Source organism: Paraglaciecola sp. (genome assembly GCF_039964565.1).
Lineage (GTDB): Bacteria > Pseudomonadota > Gammaproteobacteria > Enterobacterales > Alteromonadaceae > Paraglaciecola.
This window is the reverse complement of record NZ_JBDVXF010000006.1, coordinates 243,648-265,726: the sequence shown is the minus strand read 5'-3', so window position 1 is coordinate 265,726 and position 22,079 is coordinate 243,648. Positions and strand designations below refer to the sequence as shown.

Below are 22,079 nucleotides of genomic sequence, written 5' to 3'. Positions count from 1 at the left end.
GTATGTTAAATAGTGCAATATCCAAACAGCTGACATTGAAAAACTGACCTCTTTTAAAATCAAAATCAGCGACCAATATCGCCTACTAACACATTTTATTGCACAACATTAACGATGACGCGCTGATATCTGGTTAAACGAGGGGTGCCATGGTCAGTCACCGCTAAAATAATGTGCATAGTGCCAATTCCCGGGGGCATGACTCGTGATGTTTTAACATTAAACCAGGCTTTGGATTGGTCAAAATTATTGATGTCTAATTTAATACCCGTTCTTGAATTGGACATTCCGCGGGTACCCGCTTCTTCATAAACAAACCATTGGTATGACAAAGCATCACCATCTGGATCGGTTGTATTTGATGCGTCGAGATCGGTCCTTTCTCCTGCCTTAGCTTCAATATAAGCAGCGTGAGTTAGCTTGGGTACAGGAGGATGATTTGCAGCTTCGTAGGACTTTATTGTCCAGTCCATACGTGCAGAAAAATCGTTCTGATACGCTTCGCGCCAACGCCAAATTGTCGCGTGATTGGTAGTATGCCATTCACCATCATTACCTAACACTTCGTCCTGTGCATTGGTCCATATCGGACGCGTTTCATCTACTAAAAACCACTTCTCTTTTTTGGGTTTGTATAGTTCATAACGTCCGCCCCAGCCACCCCAATTAGGGTTTTCTGAGCTGTTTAACCCATTGTTGACCAAATAGAGAAAAGCCGGTGTATCGCCTTCCATCATATAATGCCAAAAAGGGTATTTTTCCCCTAATGGACCTTTACTACGAACATGACGACCTAGCCATTCGTTCGATACTAATTCAAAGTCTGCACCGCCAAAACGGCCGTGAAACTTATCGCCACCTATGGCAATCCAAGTGGCATGATGGAAGCCACCACCCGCGTTAATCCCTGGCGTCACTATATAAAATAATTCTGGGAATTCATTGCGGATCCATGGGCCACTATTATCTTGATCAGAAATAGCATAAACCCGCAGTTTAGCCACAAAAGCCTTGAGTTGTTCGGGACTGCGAGTGGATCTCACTTTCCATAACGCCTGTGCCAATACATTAGGGCCACCCCACACGTTAACCCACAAAGGCCGACTATCTTCACTATCGACAGCGCGAATTAACAGCTCAGAACCGCTGGAATCTTTGCCTTTACCCACCGCTTCAATGTCATGAATAGGTAAACTTTTGGCAATCACAGCATTTAAAGTATCTACTGTTGGATAGCCGGGTTCGTGTAATTCCAGATTATCGCGCACCTTGCCATAGGCCGCGACAATATCTTCAATATAATGCGGCTCTACCTGATCTTTTTCAGCGCCTTGAGGGGTGGCCACTAATCCCTCAATATCAAAATGATTGGCATAGGTTAATAACCGGACCAGAGACATTTGATCATCAGGATCACCGCCGATATCCGTTAACACAAACAGGCGCTTTTTATCGCTGCTAGGTTCAGTAGTATCGGCAAACGTTAGCGTAATACTTCCAGTCCATAACACTGCAGCAAGCGTGATAATGGCACTTACCTTTGTGCAATATTTATTGAGTGATTTTCTACCAAAGCTAAACATAGTAAGGTCTTCTTAATTATGGCTTTATATCAACGATAACCCGCTGGTAACGAGTTAATCTTGGCGTGCCGTGATCCGTCACCGCTAATATTATGTGCATGGTACCGTTGCGTAATACTCGGGATGTCGGTACCTTGAACCACGCTTTTGGTTGGTCGTAATCTTTAATGTCTAATGGTTGACCGGTGCGTGCACTAGATACAGTAAAAGTGCCAGGCTCAGCGTAGTAAAACCACTGATAAGACAAGGAGTCGCCATCTGGGTCACTAGACCCTACTGCTGACAAATCAACACGCTCACCGGGCTTAGCGGTTAAACGAGTGGCATGCTCTACTTTGGCAATAGGGGGATGATTGGCTTCGTCGTACGACTTGATAGTCCAGTCCATTCTTGCCGAAAAATCATGTTGAAACGCCTCACGCCAACGCCAAATAGTCGCGTGGTTACTGGTATGCCAGCGTCCATCGTGCCCCATGACTTCATCTTCAGTATTGGTCCAAAGAGGACGGGTTTCTGGCTCTAATAACCATTTAGTCATCCGTGGCGTATAAAATTCATAACGTCCACCCCAGCCCCCCCAATTAGGATGCTCCATATTGTTTAAACCGTTGTTAATTAAACCGAGAAAACTAGGTGTATCACCTTCCATCAAATATTCGGTATGTGGGTGTTCTGCACCTAGTGGGCCTTTTGAGCGAATGTGCTTATCTAACCAAGGATTATCGACCAGTGCGAAGTTGCCACCGTCAAACCGGGCATGAAAATTATCCCCTGCAATGCCACTCCAAGTCGCATAATGGTAGCCACCACCGGAATGGAAGCCCGGACTGGCAATGTAATGTAAAGATGGGAAGTTCGTACGGATCCACGGGCCAGAATCATCTTGATCGGAAATGGTATAAACGCGGATTTTACTAACAAACTTCGCCAGCTCTTTTTTTGAACGCGTTTCACGCACTTTCCACAATGCCTGTGCCAATACATTCGGCCCGCCCCACACCGTTACCCACAAAGGTCTTGAGTCATTTTTGTCCACAGCTGTGATTAACGCTTCTGAACCGGCAGAATCCTTACTTTTACCGACCGCATTCATGCCGTAATCTGGTAAACCTTCACCAACCACAGACAATAAATGCTGCTCGGTCGGAAAGCCTTTTTCATGTTGCAGTAAGTTGCCACGCACTTGGCCATAGGCTTTTATTATGCGGCGAATACGTGGTGCAGCAGTGCGATCTTGTTGGTGAATAGAGGTGGTGGCAATTAAACCTTCAACATCCCATTGGTTTGAATATACCAAGAAGCGCACTAAAGATTGGGCGTCGTCTGGCTCATTTTCAATATCGGTTAATACAAAGACACGCGGTTTAATCGCGGTTTCATCAGCCTGAATCATCAGCGGCGTTAGTAATAAGCCAAGGCTACTTGCGCCAATTAACAGTGCTTGGGTTGTTTTAGTAAATAAAGGTTTCAATCCACTAGGGTTTATTTTTATTATCATTTTTATCTTTCCATTCTAATAAAATTTCACTTGCTATGAAAAACCAACGTTAATGCATTAGTGCAATTGGTTAGTTTTAAGGGGCACGTCGTATAGCAATATTCACATCATCGATAAGAAATTGTTTCTTCTTACTCTTCATGTGACCATCGAATAATTCATGGCCACCACTACCGCGACGGCGATATTCACCGGTACGAATGACTAAACGTTCAACCGTTGGTACCACATCGCTAAAATAAGCTGTGCGATAGAGAACTTCCTGTCCATTAATACGCAGTTGATATCGGTCAACATCGTTTCTAGGGTTTATATCTAACTCAACATCGATCCACTCATCTGCAAGGTAATCTCCCGCCGGCTTCCATATCCCTTCATGTTTCGCCTCGACCTTGCCGTCCTCAGTGAAGGCTATTTGCACTGGACGCTGCCCTTGTGCATTGGCGACATCAATTTCGATTCGTCCATCTATCTGTGCGGCTTGTAGTTTGAATCGAATTAACGCTGAGAAACTGGTGGGGAATACTCGGGTGACGCTGGCATAATCATAGGGCTCTTCATCAACCAGTGATAACACTGCACCTTGTTCGCCATGACTTTCCAACACATCAACCGGTGCCCAAAGCGGTCTATAGATATTCCAGCCTACAGGTAGGCCAAGGGCATCTAGCCTAGTGAAGTCATCTTGTATGTTTGATATCTCAGCACCTTTGACGTCAGTCGGTACCATGCTGATCCAAATATCTTCTTTGTTAACACTATAAGTTACCCAAAGGTTACCATCGCTAGGCTGACCATTGCCTTCCAAAATACCGCGCACATATTGTGGGCCCATATTTTTGTATTTACCGGGATAACGCTGTACAGGCAGTTCACCATGCACAGCTAACAAATGACTGAAATTCTGACCGTCGTCGCTAGTCACAATTGCTAAAGGATGACGCAAACGCGTAGTGGGATTAAACACCAAGGCATAGCGCCCATCTGCCATTTTTTGTCCCCAATATTTTGCTGCGCTGGCTGGAAGATTTTCTGCTATGCCAAGTGATTGCCAGTTGTCTGCATTATCTTGGCTTATAAAGGTAGCGCCACGTTTCACTACACCAATGATGTCACCAGAAGGAAGCGTGTAATAGGACAATGCCTGTCCTTGAGGGCCATATAAACCAGTATTATCTAAACGATCTTCTTCCCACCATTGAGCCGTTACCAACCTATTAGCTAATAGGCTCTCACAGGCTTGAATAAAACCGGCATCGTCACTCTTTGTATAAAGTGGGAAGTGGTTTTTATCGGCATCTGTCCATTGGGTGTTTTTGTTTAATCGTATGTAGTAAATAGGACTTAAGCTGCCATCTTCATAAATTTCGCGCACCGCTCGGCCCACACCTTTACCCTCATGTGGATCAGGATAAGAGCCGAAAAACGCAGTAGTTAAAAGTCTGCCGTTTGGAGCAACATAAAAGCTCGCTCGTTGATGATTTAAGCTATCGCTACCATCGGATAAAGTATAAGCAGGGAAGATAACGTGCGGCCCTTGCCAATGCAGCCCGTCTTTGGAAGACATCAATGACGTCGAAGTATGAGGATCATGCTCATTAACCGGAGCATGCAAGTAATTTAAGTAAAATTTTCCTTTCCAGTACGCCAACATCGGCGCATGACTATAAGTATCTGTAACTTGATCCAGATGCATAGAATTAAGCCGATTTGCCCGGAATATTTGTATGTTCCTTACCCCAATAACGGGACGCAAACCACCATCGGCATTGGTGCTTACTTGCGGCATATTATCCAGTCGAATATTCACTTCGACTTGCTGACTGACTTCGGCCTTTTCTCTAATGTGGCCGTTTTGGTGTTCCTTGCCACATCCTGTCAGCAATAGGCTGCCAAAAATGAATACGGCCATTAAAGCGTTAGGCGTTTTTTTTTGTAAAAACCCTACCATCCCAAAACTCTCTACTTTAATTATTGATTGAGCTGCGGTCCTTACCCAAGGTCTTTCCGCTGTTCCTAACACGGTTTCATAATCATCTACCCATACTGAATTCCACCAAAAGGCTAGATCAGAATAAGTTTTATGCTTTGATCTAAAACGCCAACTTACCCTTAGAGCCAGACCGACAACGTCTAAAAACTTTCTTAGATATTCGCAACGCAAGTCAACGATACTTTTGTTATTCATTTTGAATTGCGCTCGGACTCAATTTGCTCTAAAGATTTACCGGACGTATCAGGCATAAAAAAGAATCCCACACCACCGCTGATAATTAGAAATAGCACCAGTAAACCAGCGACATAAGAAATGTCGACACTGGCTAAAACAGGCACAAAGAAGCTCCAAATTCCTAACACAATGCGCGCCATACCAAATGTGATTCCTTGTGCCGTCCCCCTAAGTAAGGTGGGAAAAAGTTCTTGGCTAAAGACTTTATAGAAGGCTTCACCAGCCAACGCCGCACCGGCTGAAAACAACACAATATTGGCGACTATGACAGGTATATTAAATGGCAGTATCAGGAATAAACCATAGGCGATAACTTGCATAACCGCCCCCACCCCCCAAAGCGTTTTACGGGTTTTAAAGCTGCGGTCTGAAAACGGCATAAATACCAGCAGTGTTACCAATAACATGATGATAAAACCAACACTGGATACAGCGACACTCGCCGCCTGACTACCAGCATTGAGAGTGCTAATAATATAAGGATTAAACAATCCAGCGGTACCCGCAGCGAGATTCCAAAATAGATAGATAGTGACTGTCCATAAAAGTGCGTGTAAATGTTTACCACTAAACAGTTTCTTGACCTGGCCCTTGCCTGTTTTTGCTGCGGCTTTCCAGCGAGCCGATTCACTTAATCCACGTCGCATGGCCCAGGTGATAATTGCGACCACAAATAAATGAAAGAAGATAATACGAATACCAAGCAAACCTAATGGTGCTAAGAAAAAAGCCATCAGTAATACAATAACGGGACCAAGACACCAAGCGATTTGAGTAAATCCGAGTAGCTTCCCCCGCGCTTTTGCAGGCGATAGCTCGCCCACTAATGCTAATGAAGTCGGAATATCCACCCCCACCGCGATGCCAACAATAAAGGTACCGATAAATAGCATTTCAGTATTCACTGCAAAAGTAATGCATAAAATGCCCACGGCATACACAAGTAGATCATATTGATAAATGGTTTTTCGACCAATTTTATCGCCTAACCAACCACCAGCTATCGCACCAATTGCACAACCGATAGCGTTAGGACCAATCGCAGCTAACGCACCCAACGCGCTATTACTGAGATTAAGGTACGCTTGGAATAAAGCCAATCCGGCTCCCAACGCCACAATAGAGCCTGCATCCAAATAGGAAGCCATACCTGCTAGCGCAGTCCATTTCCATTGTTGTCTGGTAATGGGTTGTGAATCCTGTTTGGCTAGGTGAGCACTGCTGTCCACTGAAAAATTTTCTGTTTTGGTATTATTAGTCATTGGCTAACTCTTTTAAGGTCGTTATTAATTAGCGTTTGAGATACGTTTTATCCGCAAAGCTAAACCTGTTTTTTTAGGTAACTTCACTTGCTTGTTGTTAATATCTCGGAAATGATAACGACCATCGCGTTTGACTTTGAACACCCCAGCAACCGGCTCAATAGTCATATTCCAAGTATCAATGACTTCTACCTTGAATTCGTCGCCTTCAGTCAGGCCTACAGGAGGGAGTGCAAACTGCCATTGATTTAACCGTTCGTGACCAAAATAAATCAGATAATACTCTCCAGCTTGGCCACCAATATTAGGGTTCCACCATTTATCAATTGGCTCTATCCCCTCAGCTGGTGAGTCTTCTAGGATTTGACGTAAAAACGCCAAGCGAACAGGACTTTCACCTTTAAGGATGCCGCCTTGTCCCAGCCAAACAAAACTACTGGGGTCATTGGCTTCTACTAAAAATTCACTATGACCCACATAGGTCCCAACAACGGTTCCCGACCAAAATCGATGCACCAGTTCCTTACCGCTTAATTGCGCCCAGCGAGAACCATGATTACCTTCGTATTCAACTTCGTCATAAACAATAGGTTTGTTATAAACATCACGATATAACTGAGCAGTACCCGGATTGGTCACTGCGAAACCGTTTTGAATACTGGCATGGGTGACCCACGGCTTAGTGTTGTTATAGATTTTTTTACCATTATGAATAGAGCGCAAGTGATCATATGGGTCTGCCTGTTGCACTACTTGAAAAATACGATCCCAATCCGCTTCGGTCTTGGTACGTAAAAAGTCATATTCATTAGCCATTGACCACCAAATATTTCGATAGGCCGCTAATCTGGCAACTATATACCGTAAGTAGCGATCCTCGACCTCTGCTGGCATGTTATCCAAGCCCCAAATATGTTTATCGTCATAGGGTTGCAACAAAATCAAATCGGCTTCGATATTCAATTGACGTAGGTTGTCAACATGGTTTTCCAAATGTTGGAAAAACGCTGGATTAAAGCGGCTGTAATCCGGTTTAGTAGGTTCACCAGCAAACGGAAAACGCTGTGGAGGCATAGTTTCTATGCCATGAGTTTGTGGAAACACACAAAAACGCAATTTATTAAATGGACTATTGGCTAGAGTGTCTAATGTTTGCTGTTCAACCTCAGCGGGTCTGTGGGTCCAAGTATAAGAGGTAGTGCCAATTTGTTTAAACGGTGTGCCATCGGCATAGGCAAAATGGAAGGTATTGACGACTCCTACTGGCCCATGATTATCTTTAGTGGGTACAACAGCCTCAAAGTTGCCTTTTTTAGCCGTTAATGACCAACGATTACTTTGAGTAATGAAACGCCACTGACCAGTATGCTGTGGCATAAAACGAATTTTATATTTTCCTGCACCATCATAAAAACCATCAACATTAGTAGTGATAACACCATTGGTAAATTGCGCTGACAACTGCACATCTAAAAAGGGATTACCGTCACTTGGGCCATCTAAGGCCACTTCGAATATCCCCCATTGCTCGACCACGTCGACCCCGTCGACTTGAGTGATAGGTGTTGCCCGTAACGGTGTAATATTGATAAGAATAAGGCAAAATAAAATGCCTATCTTTTTCCCTACAAATTGACCGACAAACTGTTTTATCAATGCTTCCATCTTCAATCCTTACCAATATTCTCTATTAATATTTTTAATTTATTTTCATCGCGTAATTAACGGTTATTTTTGAGGCCACTCACTTTTCAAACGAAAATGAAAAGTGCTGTTAACGGCATTAGGTTTTGCCACATCTATATCAAGCGTCTCGTTTTGTAATAAGCGAATTATTTCAGCACCGGCATAAAGCGTTGGTCCATAGCCATGAGTAGCATGAATACTGCGACCACGATGATAGTAGTAGGTACTATCGTGAGCGAAAGTTGTGCCTTCAACGGTGCCATCTACCGCACCATTTTTTTGCACTTGAGACTTCACCGCATTCCATCCAGTAATGGCTACTGGGCCATATACGTGATTAATCCATCCTTGATTAATACCTTTAGCAATCGCAAAGGTGAACATTGCCGTCGCCGAGGTTTCTAAAAATGAATCGGGCCTATCTAACAAGTTATGCCAAAAACCGCTGCCGTCCTGCAAATTGGCTAAACTTCTGATCATTGAACGGTAAAGATGTAAAATTGGTTGCCTCGATTTATGCTCATCTGGCAATACGCCAAGTAGCTCTGTCATCGCCATCAGCGTCCAACCATTCGCTCTACCCCAATAAAAGCGAGGATCATAATCACCCGAGGTGACGCTCCAACCATGGTCGAACAACTCTTTTTGGGGAATATACAAACGCTCGGCCATTTGTAAAATTTGCTTAGCGGCATCATCAAAGTATTTAGGGTTACCGGTTAACACGCCCATATTGGCGAGAAAAGGCACACTCATGTAAATATCATCAGCCCAAATCGATTGGTATTGCGGGCGATGACGTGCCAAGGTGCCATCATCCAAACGAAACTGATGATTTGATATATGTTCGGCAGTCCGGTTGATTAAGGGCAGATAATCAGGATTTTTTGTTTTTAGATAGGTTTTTATCATCGCCGCACCAATGGAGCCACAATCATCTAAAGCATGAAAATTAAGAATACGGCCCCAATTCCCTATTTTTTCTTTATAACCGTAAGTGTCTGAAATCAATTTAAAATATGGCAATTTTTCAACAACGAAGTCATAAAACTGCGGGTTATTACGAAAGAAACGCTGATCTCCCGTCACCTCAGAAATATAATCAAAAGCCGATAACACCACACCATGGGTGTAGGACCATTCACTGGAGAAGCCATCACTGACTTGAGCAAATTGATTAGGGCTAGAAAAGTCACTTATTACTTCATGAGTTTTCCCATCGATAATGGTTTGCGAGCTTGTAGACTCATAATATTCACGCACGTTATTGAGCACGTCAGTTACCGTGTCGACTGTAGGCATCGCATAGGCCACTGGGTAATCCGGAATACGCTTAGATTGTTCTTGAGCAACGGTTGTTGAGTTAAAAAACAATGCGCCTACAACCCAAATTGCTGACTTTAATTTATGCATAAAATGCTCTCTCTATCATGAATTTAAGTAACCCTATTTACTTGGCCAGCCCTCCGTAAAAGTTGAAATAAAACATTACTCAACTTCGACTACTACCCTTTGATATCGAGTCAACGCCGGCTGTCCGTTGTCCTTCACTTCGAGGACAACATGAATAGAGTTACCTTTGCTGGCATCTTTAGGTACGGTAAAAGACGAGCGCGGCTGGTTAGCATCCTGTAGCAAAATTTCACCGCTATAGGTATCTGCTTCGGTGTATTGCCACCAGCGATATTGCAATTGGTCACCGTCAGGATCGAAGGTTCCTTTAGCATTGAGTATCACTGTCTCTCCAGGTACAGCGCTGAGATCAACAGCGTGGGCGACTTTGACCTGGGGTGGATGATTCACTTCATTGAACGCTTTAATGGTCCAATCTGCTCTGGCTGCGAAATCATTTTGCAGCGCCTCGCTCCAACGCCACATGGGCTTAAAGTATTCGGTTCGTTGTGCTTTTGTAGTTTTGGACCCCTCACGCATACTCATGCGTCCCCACGCCGAGGATGTATACCAGCGGCCTTCAGGATAGGTATAATTAGGCACTGTAACTGGGTCGAGCCAAGTGTTATCTCGCACTTGTTTATAACGCCCACCCCAACCTCCCCAATCGGGAGATTCTAAACTACGTAAGCCAGTATTAATGGTATGCAAAAACGCTGGGGAGTCACCTTCAGAACGAAAATCGCCAGGGGTAAAGTCGTAATCTCCGGATAATCCATAACTGCCTTTGACATGCGCCTTATATTGGGACATGAGCGGACCATGGTTATTTAAAATATGCTCGTTCATCCACTTAGCGTCGAAATACTGATGCAGCTCTTCAGGGATTATCTTCTTCCATTGGTAAGCGATTGCCCAAAACTGATCGGAGATAATGGTCTGAATATTATATTTTCCCCAATGGGGCAAAATATAATCTTGATAAGTGGGGTCTTGCTCCCAAATAAAATAAAAGCGCATTTTATTGGCGACGTACTCCATTTTATCTGGATGTTTTTCTTCAATGGTTTTTAACGCCCGAGCAATGGTGTTGGTGCCACCCCAGGCTTGAAGCCAAACTGGATTGTTATCCGTTTCATCCAACAACACATCAACAATTAATTGTGAGCCAGGCGTGGCCTTTTCCATATCACCTTCAGCTTTAACATTTCCCAGCAAGGTACGCGCTTTTAGATATTCCGCAGTGGGATAATCAGGATCATGCTTAATGAGATTAGGGTGAATTTTTCCGTAAGCTTCTAAAAAGGGCTGTGCCCAATCATCACCCGCCCATTTATGACCTTGCCAATGGTACTGCGAGCTAGACGTTATAATGCCTTCAACATCCCACTCATTCGAATATAAAAGAAAACGAGCTAATGAACATTCATCATCGATTTCACCATCAGATGTGACTATCACTCTAGGTTTACTATCTGCGTGGGTAACTGTCGATATGCCACTTAAGACAACCGTTAAAAGCAGTGTATAAATTTTAATCTTCATTATTATTCCTATCACTTTTATTTATGGTGCATGCTGAATACGTTGCATACGTTTAGCGAAGTCACTTAGAAACGCTTGTCGCCATTGGCTTACCGTTTTAGCACCTATATGCGGGCCTTCAGCCCATCGCGGATCAGGATTATCCACCCACCAATTGGGCCATTTCGAGTTTGGTTGCATGGCTTTGGCTGGAGAAGTAGGCACCGCAGTAATCGCGCCAGATTGATTGTTGAGACTCGCTACATTGCTACGAATCGAATAATTAAAAACTTTGGCTGCTTTGGGGGTAAATCGAAAATGAACATAACCATTGTCAAAATGTCCAATAAGTGATTGGTTTTCGACATCCATAAAGGCTTCAGGATGGGTTGGTAAGTTATCACCGGCGGCCAAAGTCAGTTCTAAAACGCCAAACTCTTCAATTTGATCATCCTTATTCGTTAGGCGATTCATCGCAATTGTGGGTCTTGTCCAAGCGCGGACATATTGTCCTCCCCAACCACCTGCAGCAGGTGATTCTGGATCACCATTAAGCAACCAGGCCACGGTTGGTGTGTCGCCCATTTTTATAACACCACCAAGCTGTGTGTTAAAAAACTTTCCCAAAGCACCTTGTTGAGCAATATGTTCACTAACGAAAGATTCATTTCCCCAATCATCACTTTGTACGCCGCCCACAAACCAACCACGATAGGTTGCATTGGACTCAATGATCCACAATTTTGGATGCTGTTCAGCTATATATTGATAAGCATCAGGCCCCCACTTTTTATTAGGGCCGCCAATATAATGCACACGCAGCTTAGGAAGGATATCCGGCGCATCATGCAGTGCTTGAGCGAGATCTTCTATTCCTCCCCAAACTAATACATACAATGGTCTCGGGTCGTCAGCACGAGCCCGTTCAACAATCCACCGTGACCCCTCCGTTGATCGTCGGTAACCTTGGTAGGGAGCACTTTTCTTTTCGCCTTGCTTGGTAATAGCGCGCAATTGTTCTGGGCTTGGGTAGTCGTCTGAATGTCGCTTCAGGTTAGGGTAATCTTGCTGGTACAAATCAATAACATGCAAAATATCCTGTTTCGTCCCCTCACCAAAAGGTGATGAAATAAGCCCTTCAATATCTAATGCATCGGCGTAAAGTAAGAGGTGCACCATAGATTGAAAATCATCTGGATCGGTCCCCCCAATATCCGTAGAGATAATCACCCGATGCTTAGAATGTTGTGCCAAACAAGTTTGGGTTATCAGCACAAGACTCAATAACAGCCACGGGATATACTTCATTTTAATGCTCCTGTGAAGCATTGAGGCGATCAATGGCAACTGCAATTAGGATGATTAGCCCTTTAATAACTTGCTGCCAAAAGGGCGAAACATTAAGTAAAAACAGACCGTTATTAAGTACCCCTATAATCAAACAACCTAAAACTGTACCCATTATCGAACCACGTCCACCGGACAACGACGTCCCCCCAATTACCACAGCTGCAATGGCATCTAATTCATAACCAAGGCCAGCATTGGGTTGCGCAGAATCAAGTCTAGCGGTGACCAATAATCCAGCGACACCGGCCAATGCTCCACCTAATGCATAAACCCATATTTTAATATTGCTCACATTGAGGCCGGTTAACCGTGCCGCTCGTTCATTTCCACCCACCGCATACAAATAACGACCAAATCGAGTTTTACGAGTGATCACTACAAATAACAGCACCAATGCTGCCGTAATCCACACGGGCATAGGCATCCCCAGAAATGACCCGGTACCTAAGTACGAAAAGCCTTCTCCAAGCCCAGTGACTGGAAAACCGCCTGTCCACAGCATGGTCAAGCCACGAGCAATACTAAACATACCCAAAGTAGCGACAAAAGGAGGAAGCCTGAATTTAGTGATCACAAAACCATTAAACCAACCCAACAGGAAACCCACCAATATGCCAGTGACGATCGCGCCTGCTAGGGTAAATTGCAGTAAAGTGTCGAACATAGGGATAGCAAAACCATTTTTAAGTACCCCAGCGGCCACAGCGCCTGCTAAGGCTAAAATAGCACCAACTGACAAATCGATGCCACCAGACAAAATGATCAAGGTCATGCCAATAGACAAACACAGATTGACTGAAATTTGCCTTAAAATATTCCAGCCATTATCAGGGGTTAGAAACGAATCAGATAATAGCGATATCCCTATCACCATAATAATTAGTGCAATCAGGGATTGGGATTTCGCCAATAATTCTTTGGCGGGTAATTGACTGATGATCACGATGTAGATACTCCATTGGGTAACGCTGCTGCCATGATGAATTCTTCTTTAGCTTCATTACGATTGAACTCCGCGGTTTTTTTGCCTTCGCACAACACCATTATTCGGTCTGTAAGGGCAAGGACTTCGGGGAGCTCTGAGGACACAACAATGACTGCAAGTCCACTTGCCGCCAGCTCATGTATAAGTTTATAAATTTCTTCTTTGGCATTCACATCAATGCCGCGGGTAGGTTCATCGAGTAAAATCACCGAAGGCTTATTTGCCAACCATTTACCCAGTATGACCTTTTGCTGATTACCACCGCTTAGGTTACGGATGGTTTGATGTATTGTTGGGGTTTTGACTCGGAACTTGGCAACAATATCCTCGGCCAACTTTTGTTCTGCGTTCTTATCGGTGAAGCCCATTTTTCCAAATTGGCCTAAACATGCCAGGCTAGCATTATCAACAACCGACATACCTAACACTAAGCCTTCATTTTTACGATCTTCCGGCGCCAGTGCAATTCCTAAGCGAATGGCATCCTTAGGTTTTGCAATATTAACCGCTTCACCTTTAACAAAAAATGCTCCTGAGGTATCACGTGGATGCAAACCAAAAATAGACTCTAACAACTCTGTCCGCCCTGCGCCCATTAACCCAAAAATGCCAAGCACTTCACCGCTATGGACATTAAAACTAACGTCTTTAACCACAAAGTCGTTGACTCGCTGTGGATGTTTTAGGCTGAGGTTTTCGACGCGCAAGACTTCTGGTCCAAGAGTGGGCGTTTCGCGATCACTCAAAGATTTAATCTCACGCCCGACCATCATATGCACTATTTGTTCTCTGCTGAGATCGTTCAGTGGCGCACTGGTAATTAACTTACCATCGCGCATCACTATGGCATCATCACCAATACGCACCAGCTCTTCTAATTTATGAGTAATGTAGGCAATCGCCACACCTTGTTGCTTAAGTTTATTGATGATGCCAAACAATACTTCGATTTCATGCTCGGTGATGGCCGATGTAGGCTCATCCATAATGAGTACTTTGGCGTTAGTTGAAATGGCTTTGGCGATTTCGACTATTTGTTGTTGGCCCACACGCAGTTGACTAAGTGGTGTGGTTGGCTCTACTGAAAAGTCCAATTGCTTTAACAATATTGCGGCATCAGCATTCATTTTTTCAGTGTCAATAAAACCAAATTTATTTAGCGGCTCACGGCTTAGAAAAATATTTTCAGCTACAGTTAAATTACTGACCAAATTCAATTCCTGAAATATCATCGAAATACCCGCATCTCTAGCCTCACGGGTAGTAGCAAAACTCACCACTTCACCCGCGAGCTTTACCTCGCCAGAATCTTGCTGGAATACACCTGCAACAATATTCATAAGAGTTGATTTGCCTGCGCCATTTTCACCAAGCAACGCAGTTAAACGCCCTGGGCGTAACTCAAGGCTGACGCCATCGAGTGCTTTAACACCAGGGAAAGTTTTTGAAATATTCTGCGCCTCTAGCACAGGTGTGATTGCCATGGTCATAAAACCTCAGCGAACACTGGTACAATTTTTAATTCAAATGGTGGCGCGTCATAATCATTAACTTCTACCCCGCCGACGAAGTGAATAGCTGTGCCAACGGTGGCATCCTTATGTAAATAAGGGAAAACTGTCGTTTCAATTCTCTGATTAATTTCCTGAGAAAGCGCATTAAAATCTTGCGTATTACCAAAGTTACCTATATCAAATTCACCTGAACCATCGCGAACGGCATTGCCAAATACAGGTCCAGTATCTATCGATATAGAGATTGAGCGACTTTCATTTAACGACAAGTTAATAACGCCATCTTCTATTGACACTATTCTACCCTGCCCCTTAACAAAATAAGCCACCTTGCTACTTAACCCTAAACGATGACCAAAGCGCTCTGCAGCTTCGGCTGGGTCTCGAGCAATCGCTTGTAGTAACTCTTCTGCATTCACCGCATTAACCATGGCATCTTGTAATTCCCCCTGCCAAAAACTCTCGATATAAGTGGCGGCATTAAAGTTCGCGGCCAATGACTTTTGCTGGGCATCCTGTAACGAAACAATCGAAAACAAGGGCACAAAATATAAAAATAGAATCAGGCTTACCCCGCCGATAATCCACGATTTCAAACGAGAAGGAACAACTAAGCTTACTTTAGACATGTACTTAATCCTGCTTGCGACCAAAATCGCCATATCTGGCAACGTTTTCTTGAGTTACTAGCTCTACACCCACTGGCGTTTTTTGTGGAAAATCTCGCTTACCATTGATATACGCATCTGCGCTTTGCGCTGCTGTTTTCGCCATCACTTTAGGAAATTGCATACCCGTAGCAGCAATCTTACCTTCAGCAATTAACTTCACTACATCATCTGCTCCATCAAACCCAAACACTTTAACTTGTTCAGCTTTTCCAGCAGCCACAAGAGCTTGATACGCGCCCATTGCCATTGCATCATTTCCGCAGAAAACAGCATCAATATCTGGGTTTGCTTGTAACACTGATTCAAGCACGTCAAGGGCTTTAGCTCTGTCGAAATCAGCACTTTGTTGAGCCACCATTTCTAAGCCATCATAACGGTCAACCACACTATGGAAACCTTTTGAACGATTCCAAGTATTGTTATCACCTACCAAACCGAGCAGTTCTACGTATTTCCCTGTCTTACCCACTTCTTTGACAAAATACTGGCCCAGCGCCACTGTACCTGAATAGTTATCAGATAGAATTTGTGACACTGCTACGTCGGTGGCATTAATTTCACGGTCCATACCGAACACTGGAATATTTGCATTTTTCGCTCTGCGTACATTTGCCACCGAACCGTCGGCATCGGTAGGGTTAAACAGAATGGCCCGATACCCAGAGGCAACGATATTTTCGAAATGAGCGGCTTCTTTAGACGGATCATTCTGCGAATCAAAAATTGTCGCTTCATACCCTAATTCAACCGCCCGATCTCTTGCCGTTTCAGCTAAAATCACAAACCAAGGATTGTTTAATGTAGAGACAACCACTGCCATACGTTTAGGGCTACTATCAGAGGTTTCTGCATCTTTAGGGGCTTTGCCACATCCAGATAAAATCGTCGTCAAAGTAAGTATTATGCTTAGCAACATTGAACTCATTTTATTATTTATCATGCAGTACCGTCCTTTAAATTATGATTTATTGCACCAACAAGCACTTGATTGACAGCGCATTGCCAGCCGGCGCGTAACGTTTTTACCTTATCGGTCATCATATTGGGTTGATAACTTGTTTCAATTCTGCCAATTTCTGCTAGCGATTCAATTGAAGTATAAATACCTAGGCCTAACAACCCCATCATGACTGCCCCTAATGCTGAACACTCTGCATTATCTGATACAGCTAATTTTATACCGGTAATATCGGCAGTGAATTGCATCAACAATTGGTTCACTGTCGGTCCACCGTCAGCTTGTAAAGCACTCAATTTAACGCCACTTTCAGATTGCATCGCGTCAAGCACATCCCGTAACTGGTAGGTCATGGAGTTAAGTGAGGCCCGAGCTATGTGACGCTTATCACTATGCCCGGATAGGCCAACAATAGCCGCTCGCGCTTGGGGTTGCCAATATGGCAAACCCAATCCTGAAAACGCCGGTACCAAATAAACGCCTTCCTCATCGTCTACTTGCTTCGCGAAAGCTTCGATTTCAGCAACATTATTAAATAGTCCTAACTGATTTTGTAACCAATTTAGGGTCGCCGCTGAGCTAATGATAATACCCTCAAACGCATAGGTGGGCTGACCGTTCATTATCCAAGCGAGTGCAGTGACTACCCCACTTTCAGAAAGCACAGGTTTATCACCAATGTTAAGCAATACCGACGAACCGGTACCAAAAGTCACTTTTGCCGAGCCTTCTGCAAAACAGCGTTGAGCAAACAAAGAGGCTTGTGAGTCACCGATTACACCGACAATAGGCATTGGGCTAGGTAATAATCCATTGAGGGTAGTGCATCCAAAATTGTCATGACTTTCTCTCACTTCAGGTAAAGCCTGCATGGGGACTTTCCATAGAGCGCATAGACTTTGATCCCAGCGCAATGTCGTTATATCAAACAATAATGTGCGACTTGCGTTGCTAGGATCGGTTGCGAACACTTTTCCTTGGGTCAGTCGATAAACAAGGTAAGTATCAATCGTGCCTATCAGCGCTTCGCCACTCGTTAATTTTGTTAATAACTCAGGATTTTGCTCAATCAACCATTGTAATTTCGAGCCTGAAAAATATGCATCTAGACGTAAACCAGTTTTAGAATGAATAAGAGATTCGCTGCCTGCATCACTGTGCGACGCACAAATACTGACACTGCGGCGGCATTGCCAAACGATGGCAGGAAATAACGGTTTACCGGTCGCCTTATCGAAAACAACAATGGTTTCGCGCTGATTAGTCATGCTCAACCCTAATAGTTGATTTAAACAGGACTGGTGGCGTCCCAATAATTCTTGGGTAACCGACAGCACATTTTGCCAAATCTCCTCCGCATCGTGCTCTACCCATCCTGGCTGCGGATAGTATTGTTGATGCTCAGATGATTGCCGATCAAGCACCTGGCCTTTGGTATCAAAAAGCAACGCCTTAGTGGCAGAAGTACTTTGGTCAATAGCCAAAATATATGACATGGTTATAAACCCAACAATTGACGCATAGTTTGCGCTAGGCCTTCCATAGAAATGCCGTAATGCCTGAATATATCCGCTTGACTGCCAGTTACTGTGTATTCATCAGGAATGCCGCAGATTTTTAGCTTGGTTGTGACATTAGCTTGAGCAATCACTGCGGCGCAAGCTTCTCCTAGACCACCATTAACCATATGTTCCTCAACCGTTACTATTGCGGAACAATCAAGCGCTGCAGCTAACACCGCATCATTATCAAGAGGTTTGATGGTAGGCATACTTATAACGCGGCAATTAATACCGAGTGTTTCATGTAAATAGGCTGACGCTAATAAAGCATGAATAACTGTTTCACCGTTGGCAATAAAGGCAGCAGAGTCACCGGAGCGTATTTCACGTGCTTTACCGACAATAAAATCGCCCGTTTCAGGTAAATTGTATAGCGGCGCTTTACCAAAACGTAAATAAACAGGCGACGACATAGTCGCTGCCGCTTTTACCGCTTCTTTGGTTTCAACGTTGTCTGCCGGCGAAATAATAGTAAGGTTATTTACCGCTCTTAACACGGCTAAATCATGCAAGGAATGATGAGTCGTGCCCAATGCACCATAACTAACTCCGGCACTTATACCTACTAATGTCACCGGATTATCTGAATAAGCAATATCGTTCTTCACTTGTTCAAAAGAACGGGCAGTCAAAAAACACGCTGGCGATATAGCAAACACATTTTTCCCTACAGAGGCAAGCCCTGCAGCAACTCCTACTAGGTTTTGTTCAGCAATTCCCACTTCAACAATTTGTTTAGGCAATGCTTGCCCGTAGGGAACTAATTTTCCTGAACCACGTGAATCACTGGTCACCACAGTAATTTGTTTATCTTTAGCTGCGAGTTCTTGGAGCGTTTCCGAAAATACTTCTTGATTCGCACGTCCCAGCGTTAAACCATTTTTATCCGCTAGCGCTTTAGCTTCTTTACTATACATTGATGGCGCTGGCGCACTCATAGCGATATCTCCTGAGACTTAGTAAGCATTAAATTAATTTCAGCCAGTGCACGGGCATATTCATCATCACTAGGCACGCCATGATGCCATTTACCGACATCTTCCATAAAACTGACACCTTTACCTTTAATCGTTTTAGCAATCACTGCCGTGGGTTTACCTAATTCCAAGGGTTTTTCCAACACCTCAGTTAACGCCTGCAGATCATGCCCATCAACTGTTTTTACAGCCCAACCAAAAGCCTCAAATTTTTCTGCTAAGGGTTCATTATTCATCACATCACCGGTACGCCCAGTTATTTGCAAGGTATTGCAGTCAATAATCGCGGTAAGGTTATCCAACTTATAATGAGAGGCTGCCATCGCCGCTTCCCAATTCGAACCTTCTGCGATTTCGCCATCACCTAACAAAGTAAACACTCGAAAGTCGGCATTATCCATTTTTCCACCTATTGCCATACCTGTGCAGATCGGCAAACCATGGCCTAACGCCCCGGTGTTTTGTTCGACACCTGGTATTTTACGGGTTGGATGACCAACAAAATGAGACTGATACTGACACAAGGTTTCTAATTCCGATTCTGGAAAATACCCCTGCTCCGCCAGCACAACAAATAATGCCTCGACAGAATGCCCCTTACTTTGCACATAGCGATCCCGTGTTGCTGACGAAAATGTAGACGGTGACACACGTAATATACGGTTATACAACACATTCAAAATATCTAAACAGGACAGGCTTCCACCCGTGTGACCTGCACCTGCGTGCTTGATCCATTTCAAAGTATCTCGACGATATTCTAACGATTTATGGGCGAGTTGTTTATTTGTATACATAATTACTATTCAGGTACTTTAATGTTGTTTTGATTCACTATATAGTGTTTATTAATTAATGACTAGTTATTTTCGTAACCATTCGACTTTCGCTTACTTTCGAATTAACCTCCATAGGTAATTGAAGCACCATACAAACTAACGAGATATTCATACAGTGTTAATGCATAGGGCAGTTATTAACTCACATTGAAAGGAATGAATTTATGAAGGATAACAAGCCAAAAGGTAGACAATTTGGCGAAATTCGCCGCAATAAAATGTTGGACTGGTTAAGAGAAGAAGGTAGTGAACGAGTCAGTGTTTTCGCGGAAGCATTCGGCGTTTCTGAAGTAACGGTTCGCCATGATTTGGAAAAATTAGAAAACGATGGACACGTTGTACGAGAGCATGGCGGCGCCTTTCTAAAGTCAGTACCTGACCAAGTGCGTTCGATGGCATTAGGGCATCAAGAAAATACCGATGTTAAACAAAAAATTGGACAGGCTACCGCTAAGCTGGTGAGCAATGGTGAAACAATTATTCTTGATTCTGGCTCAACTACAACCGCCGTCGCGTCGCATTTAATTGACAAAAAAGAGGTCACGGTAATCACTAACGCACTGAACATAGCGTTAATGTTAGGCGCTGAACCAGAGTTTGATGTGCATATGAGTGGCGGGCATTTCAAAGCACCAACTTTATCACTCAGTGGTGAGCGCTCGGCAGACTATTTTAAAGGTCTGTTTGCGCAAAAATTATTTTTAGCTACGGCGGCTTTGGATATAGAAAACGGGCTGACCTATCCATCCATGTCGGATATTGCAGTTAAGCGAGCAATGATGGATGCAGCACAAAGCATCATTTTAGTCGCTGACTCAAGCAAGATAGGCTCTCGTTCTTTTTGTCGTCTTGGTGGGTTGGAAAGCATAGATATATTGATTACAGATAGTGGTATTCAAGACGAATACCGCTTAGCAATAGAAACAGCTGGTGTTCAGGTGATAATTGCAAATTAACCGCACATTAAACACCCAATAACACATTAGCGAATAATAAACTTAATAAAATGTCATTGGAGAATTAATAGTTATGAAGAGTACACAAAAATTTGGTGCTGGGATTTGGCACTTTGCAACCTATGTTGACCGTTACGCAACGGATGGTTACGGTCCGCCAAAAAGCTTGCTCGAAATGATCGACTTAGCGGGTCAAGTCGATGACTTGTCTGTGGTTGATATCAACTATCCATTTGTTGACTCATCTCTTAGTTTGGACGCGGTTGAAGTCGCATTAAAGAAAAACAACTTGTCTGTAATAGGTATTACTCCTGAGATATACACGCGACAATTCTCTAAAGGAGCATTTACTAATCCCGATGCGGGTGTTCGTCGTTTAGCGAATGAAATGGTGAACGATGCTGCAAATGTTGTACGTCGCTTTGGTGCTGACTATGTCAAACTATGGCCAGGACAAGATGGCTGGGATTACCCATTCCAAGTCGACCATAGAGAAATTTGGAAACGTAGTGTTGAAGGTATTGCTGAAGTAGCCAGCCAAAACCCGGATCTTAAATTTGTAATTGAGTATAAGCCCCGTGAACCACGTGCCCACATGAGTTATGACAGTGTATCTCGTACTTTGTTAGGTATCGAAAAGATGGGACTAGACAATGTAGGTATTCTACTCGATTTTGGTCATTCGCTTTATGGTGGTGAGTCACCTGCTGACGCAGCGCAATTAGCCATTGATCACGGTCGTTTATTCGGTATGGATGTTAATGACAACTTCCGTAGCTGGGATGACGATCTTATCGCCGGTTCTGTACACCCAATTGAACTATTTGAGTTTTTCTACACATTGAGGAAAAACAACTGGGAAGGTGTATGGCAGTTAGATCAATTTCCATTTAGAGAAGATTCTGTGGCTGCAGCAAATAGTGCGATTGGCTTCCTAAAAACGATTGAAAGGGCGCTGGATAAACTTGATTTTGAAGCAATGCAAGCTGCGCAACACAAACAAGACGCTGTAACTGCCCTTAACTTAGCGCGAGAAGCCCTATTTAGCTCCTACTAAGTTCTGCACTTGGCACCAAACTTAACATGGCATTA

At 43.7% G+C, this 22,079-nt stretch carries 17 protein-coding genes; 2 read left to right on the top strand and 15 right to left on the bottom strand.

Going from position 1 to position 22,079, the window contains the following annotated elements:
• Nucleotides 1-95: 95 nt before the first annotated feature.
• From ABJK37_RS04025 to ABJK37_RS03955, 15 genes are all read right to left on the bottom strand, one after another.
• Complete coding sequence (locus tag ABJK37_RS04025; RefSeq protein WP_348350372.1) at nucleotides 96-1,583, bottom strand: nucleoside hydrolase-like domain-containing protein; 1,488 nt, start codon at nucleotides 1,581-1,583, stop codon at nucleotides 96-98.
• Nucleotides 1,584-1,599: 16 nt separating this feature from the next.
• Complete coding sequence (locus ABJK37_RS04020; RefSeq protein WP_348350370.1) at nucleotides 1,600-3,081, bottom strand: nucleoside hydrolase-like domain-containing protein; 1,482 nt, start codon at nucleotides 3,079-3,081, stop codon at nucleotides 1,600-1,602.
• Between the two features lie 76 nt (nucleotides 3,082-3,157).
• Nucleotides 3,158-5,269 carry a hypothetical protein gene (locus ABJK37_RS04015; RefSeq protein WP_348350368.1) on the bottom strand — a complete coding sequence of 704 codons (2,112 nt, stop codon included), beginning with the start codon at nucleotides 5,267-5,269 and terminating at the stop codon, nucleotides 3,158-3,160.
• Nucleotides 5,266-6,573: an MFS transporter gene (locus ABJK37_RS04010; RefSeq protein ID WP_348350366.1), complete on the bottom strand. Its 1,308-nt coding sequence runs from the start codon at nucleotides 6,571-6,573 to the stop codon at nucleotides 5,266-5,268. The genes ABJK37_RS04015 and ABJK37_RS04010 overlap by 4 nt, the downstream gene beginning before the upstream one ends.
• A gap of 24 nt (nucleotides 6,574-6,597) precedes the next feature.
• On the bottom strand, nucleotides 6,598-8,238 hold the full coding sequence (locus ABJK37_RS04005) for a DUF5060 domain-containing protein (RefSeq protein ID WP_348350364.1): 1,641 nt from the start codon (nucleotides 8,236-8,238) through the stop codon (nucleotides 6,598-6,600).
• Nucleotides 8,239-8,301: 63 nt separating this feature from the next.
• On the bottom strand, nucleotides 8,302-9,672 hold the full coding sequence (locus tag ABJK37_RS04000) for a glycoside hydrolase family 88 protein (RefSeq protein WP_348350362.1): 1,371 nt from the start codon (nucleotides 9,670-9,672) through the stop codon (nucleotides 8,302-8,304).
• A gap of 75 nt (nucleotides 9,673-9,747) precedes the next feature.
• Nucleotides 9,748-11,196 carry a nucleoside hydrolase-like domain-containing protein gene (locus ABJK37_RS03995; protein WP_348350360.1) on the bottom strand — a complete coding sequence of 483 codons (1,449 nt, stop codon included), beginning with the start codon at nucleotides 11,194-11,196 and terminating at the stop codon, nucleotides 9,748-9,750.
• 21 nt (nucleotides 11,197-11,217) lie between these two features.
• Nucleotides 11,218-12,483, bottom strand: a complete 1,266-nt coding sequence (locus tag ABJK37_RS03990) for a DUF1593 domain-containing protein (RefSeq protein ID WP_348350358.1) — start codon at nucleotides 12,481-12,483, stop codon at nucleotides 11,218-11,220.
• 1 nt (nucleotide 12,484) lies between these two features.
• Complete coding sequence (rbsC, locus tag ABJK37_RS03985; protein WP_348350356.1) at nucleotides 12,485-13,468, bottom strand: ribose ABC transporter permease; 984 nt, start codon at nucleotides 13,466-13,468, stop codon at nucleotides 12,485-12,487.
• Nucleotides 13,465-14,994: a sugar ABC transporter ATP-binding protein gene (locus ABJK37_RS03980; RefSeq protein ID WP_348350354.1), complete on the bottom strand. Its 1,530-nt coding sequence runs from the start codon at nucleotides 14,992-14,994 to the stop codon at nucleotides 13,465-13,467. The genes rbsC and ABJK37_RS03980 overlap by 4 nt, the downstream gene beginning before the upstream one ends.
• A 2-nt stretch (nucleotides 14,995-14,996) precedes the next feature.
• Nucleotides 14,997-15,653, bottom strand: coding sequence for a DUF2291 family protein (locus tag ABJK37_RS03975; protein ID WP_348350352.1), 657 nt, complete (start codon nucleotides 15,651-15,653; stop codon nucleotides 14,997-14,999).
• Between the two features lie 4 nt (nucleotides 15,654-15,657).
• Entirely contained in the window at nucleotides 15,658-16,635 is a 978-nt protein-coding gene (locus ABJK37_RS03970) for a D-ribose ABC transporter substrate-binding protein (RefSeq protein WP_348350350.1), read from the bottom strand.
• Entirely contained in the window at nucleotides 16,632-18,149 is a 1,518-nt protein-coding gene (glpK, locus tag ABJK37_RS03965; protein WP_348350348.1) for a glycerol kinase GlpK, read from the bottom strand. The genes ABJK37_RS03970 and glpK overlap by 4 nt, the downstream gene beginning before the upstream one ends.
• Nucleotides 18,150-18,151: 2 nt before the next feature.
• Nucleotides 18,152-19,153 carry a transketolase C-terminal domain-containing protein gene (locus ABJK37_RS03960; protein ID WP_348350346.1) on the bottom strand — a complete coding sequence of 334 codons (1,002 nt, stop codon included), beginning with the start codon at nucleotides 19,151-19,153 and terminating at the stop codon, nucleotides 18,152-18,154.
• Entirely contained in the window at nucleotides 19,150-19,989 is an 840-nt protein-coding gene (locus tag ABJK37_RS03955; protein WP_348350344.1) for a transketolase, read from the bottom strand. The genes ABJK37_RS03960 and ABJK37_RS03955 overlap by 4 nt, the downstream gene beginning before the upstream one ends.
• 206 nt (nucleotides 19,990-20,195) lie before the next feature.
• Between ABJK37_RS03955 and ABJK37_RS03950 the strand changes: the two genes are divergently transcribed.
• Complete coding sequence (locus tag ABJK37_RS03950; protein WP_348350343.1) at nucleotides 20,196-20,987, top strand: DeoR/GlpR family DNA-binding transcription regulator; 792 nt, start codon at nucleotides 20,196-20,198, stop codon at nucleotides 20,985-20,987.
• A gap of 73 nt (nucleotides 20,988-21,060) precedes the next feature.
• The gene (locus ABJK37_RS03945) at nucleotides 21,061-22,044 is read left to right on the top strand and encodes a TIM barrel protein (RefSeq protein ID WP_348350341.1); all 984 of its coding nucleotides are present in this window, start codon (nucleotides 21,061-21,063) and stop codon (nucleotides 22,042-22,044) included.
• The last annotated feature ends 35 nt before the right edge of the window (nucleotides 22,045-22,079 follow it).

Coding starts and splice junctions, on each gene's coding strand:
- ABJK37_RS04025 (WP_348350372.1), bottom strand. CDS start 1,583: ATGTTTAGCTTTGGTAGAAAATCACTCAATAAATATTGCACAAAGGTA.
- ABJK37_RS04020 (WP_348350370.1), bottom strand. CDS start 3,081: ATGATAATAAAAATAAACCCTAGTGGATTGAAACCTTTATTTACTAAA.
- ABJK37_RS04015 (WP_348350368.1), bottom strand. CDS start 5,269: ATGAATAACAAAAGTATCGTTGACTTGCGTTGCGAATATCTAAGAAAG.
- ABJK37_RS04010 (WP_348350366.1), bottom strand. CDS start 6,573: ATGACTAATAATACCAAAACAGAAAATTTTTCAGTGGACAGCAGTGCT.
- ABJK37_RS04005 (WP_348350364.1), bottom strand. CDS start 8,238: ATGGAAGCATTGATAAAACAGTTTGTCGGTCAATTTGTAGGGAAAAAG.
- ABJK37_RS04000 (WP_348350362.1), bottom strand. CDS start 9,672: ATGCATAAATTAAAGTCAGCAATTTGGGTTGTAGGCGCATTGTTTTTT.
- ABJK37_RS03995 (WP_348350360.1), bottom strand. CDS start 11,196: ATGAAGATTAAAATTTATACACTGCTTTTAACGGTTGTCTTAAGTGGC.
- ABJK37_RS03990 (WP_348350358.1), bottom strand. CDS start 12,483: ATGAAGTATATCCCGTGGCTGTTATTGAGTCTTGTGCTGATAACCCAA.
- ABJK37_RS03980 (WP_348350354.1), bottom strand. CDS start 14,994: ATGGCAATCACACCTGTGCTAGAGGCGCAGAATATTTCAAAAACTTTC.
- ABJK37_RS03975 (WP_348350352.1), bottom strand. CDS start 15,653: ATGTCTAAAGTAAGCTTAGTTGTTCCTTCTCGTTTGAAATCGTGGATT.
- ABJK37_RS03970 (WP_348350350.1), bottom strand. CDS start 16,635: ATGATAAATAATAAAATGAGTTCAATGTTGCTAAGCATAATACTTACT.
- glpK (WP_348350348.1), bottom strand. CDS start 18,149: ATGTCATATATTTTGGCTATTGACCAAAGTACTTCTGCCACTAAGGCG.
- ABJK37_RS03960 (WP_348350346.1), bottom strand. CDS start 19,153: ATGAGTGCGCCAGCGCCATCAATGTATAGTAAAGAAGCTAAAGCGCTA.
- ABJK37_RS03955 (WP_348350344.1), bottom strand. CDS start 19,989: ATGTATACAAATAAACAACTCGCCCATAAATCGTTAGAATATCGTCGA.
- ABJK37_RS03950 (WP_348350343.1), top strand. CDS start 20,196: ATGAAGGATAACAAGCCAAAAGGTAGACAATTTGGCGAAATTCGCCGC.
- ABJK37_RS03945 (WP_348350341.1), top strand. CDS start 21,061: ATGAAGAGTACACAAAAATTTGGTGCTGGGATTTGGCACTTTGCAACC.